At 70.1% G+C, this 1585-nt stretch carries 1 protein-coding gene; it reads left to right on the top strand.

The window, feature by feature from the left end; all coding sequences use genetic code 11:
• Positions 1 to 1585 (top strand): autotransporter outer membrane beta-barrel domain-containing protein (locus AC1DOC_RS33040; protein ID WP_478131493.1); only part of this gene is annotated, 1585 nt, incomplete at both ends.

Raw genomic sequence — 1585 nt, forward strand, 5'->3', positions numbered from 1 at the left:
CACTTTCGACATTGCCGGCGTGAGCGCGGCGGGCACCAGCGTGCGGCGCCTCTCGGGCAGCGGCGCCGTCACGCTCGGCGGCAAGACCCTCACGCTGACCGCCGCACAGGACACCTTCAGCGGCGCCATTGCAGGCAGCGGCAGCTTCGTGCTTGCGGCCGGCACGCAGGTGCTGACGGGTACCAACACCTACACCGGCGGCACGACGATCAACGGCGCAAGCACGCTGCAGCTTGGTAGCGGCGGTACGTCGGGCTCCGTTGCGGGCAATGTGGTGAACGATGGCACGTTCGTCTTCAACCGCGCGAACCGGCTCGATCTTGGCGGCGACATCTCCGGAAGCGGCGTTATTCGCCAGATCGGTACGGGCATGACCAACCTCACCGGCAACAGCGCGGCCTTTGCCGGAGCGACCACCGTCGAAGCCGGCACGCTGGCGGTCAACGGCGCGCTCGGCGGCAGCATGAATGTGCTGGCGGCGGGCCGGCTCCAGGGCTCGGGCTCGGTCGGCGGCACCACGGTCGCCGGCACGGTCGCACCGGGCAACTCCATCGGCACGCTCAGCGTCAACGGCAACTTCGCGCAGCAGGCGGGCTCGACCTACCAGGTCGAAGTCGATCCGGCCTCCACGGCTTCGGACCTGCTGCGCGTGAGCGGCAGCGCGAGCATCGCAAGCGGCGCGCGCCTGCAGGTGGTCCGCACGGGCAACGGCAGTTTCGGCATCGGCACGCGCTACACGGTGCTGAGCGCGGACGGCGGCGTCATCGGCACCTACAACCTGACGGGCGACACCGAGAGCGCTTTCGTCCGCGTGACCGACAGCTACGACGCGAACCATGTCTACCTGCTGGCCCAGAAGACACGCAGCTTCACCGAGCCCGCCACCACGCCCAACCAGGTGGCCGTCGGCGGCGCATTGGAGAGCCTGCCGGGCGCCAACCCGCTGTCCACCGCCGTGGCGTGGCTCCCCAACGACTTCGCGGCACGCGACGCGCTGAACCAGCTGTCGGCGGACATCCATGCCTCCTCCAAGACCGCGGCGCTGGAAGACAGCCGCTTCGTGCGCGAGGCCGCGATCGATCGACTGCGCAGCGCGGCGTGCGCACCCGGCAGTGCGGCGCCAACACCGCAACAGGCCGGCACGGCCTGCACGCCCGAGGACGGCCAGGCGCGATCCAGCTGGGGCCAGGTGTTCGGCTCCTGGGGCCGCATCGACAGCGACGGCAATGCGGCCAAGCTCAAGCGCGACATCGGCGGGTTCTTCGTCGGTGCGGACACCGGCATCGGCGCCGGTTGGCGCGTGGGTGCGCTCGGTGGCTACAGCCGCGCGAGCGCAGACACCAGCACAAGCAACAGCAGCAGCAAGACCGACAGCTATCACCTGGGCGTCTACGGCGGCACGCAGTGGGGTGCCACGGCGCTGCGCCTGGGCGCGAGCCACAGCTGGAGCAAGACGGACACGAGCCGTTCCGCCGCGTTTGCGGGCTTCAACGACACCTTGACGGGCAAGTACGACAGCACGACGACGCAGGTGTTCGGGGAAGTCGGCCATCGCCTCGCGATGGGCAGCGCCACGCTCGAGCCC

The organism is Variovorax sp. 01T439_2 (assembly GCF_056398445.1).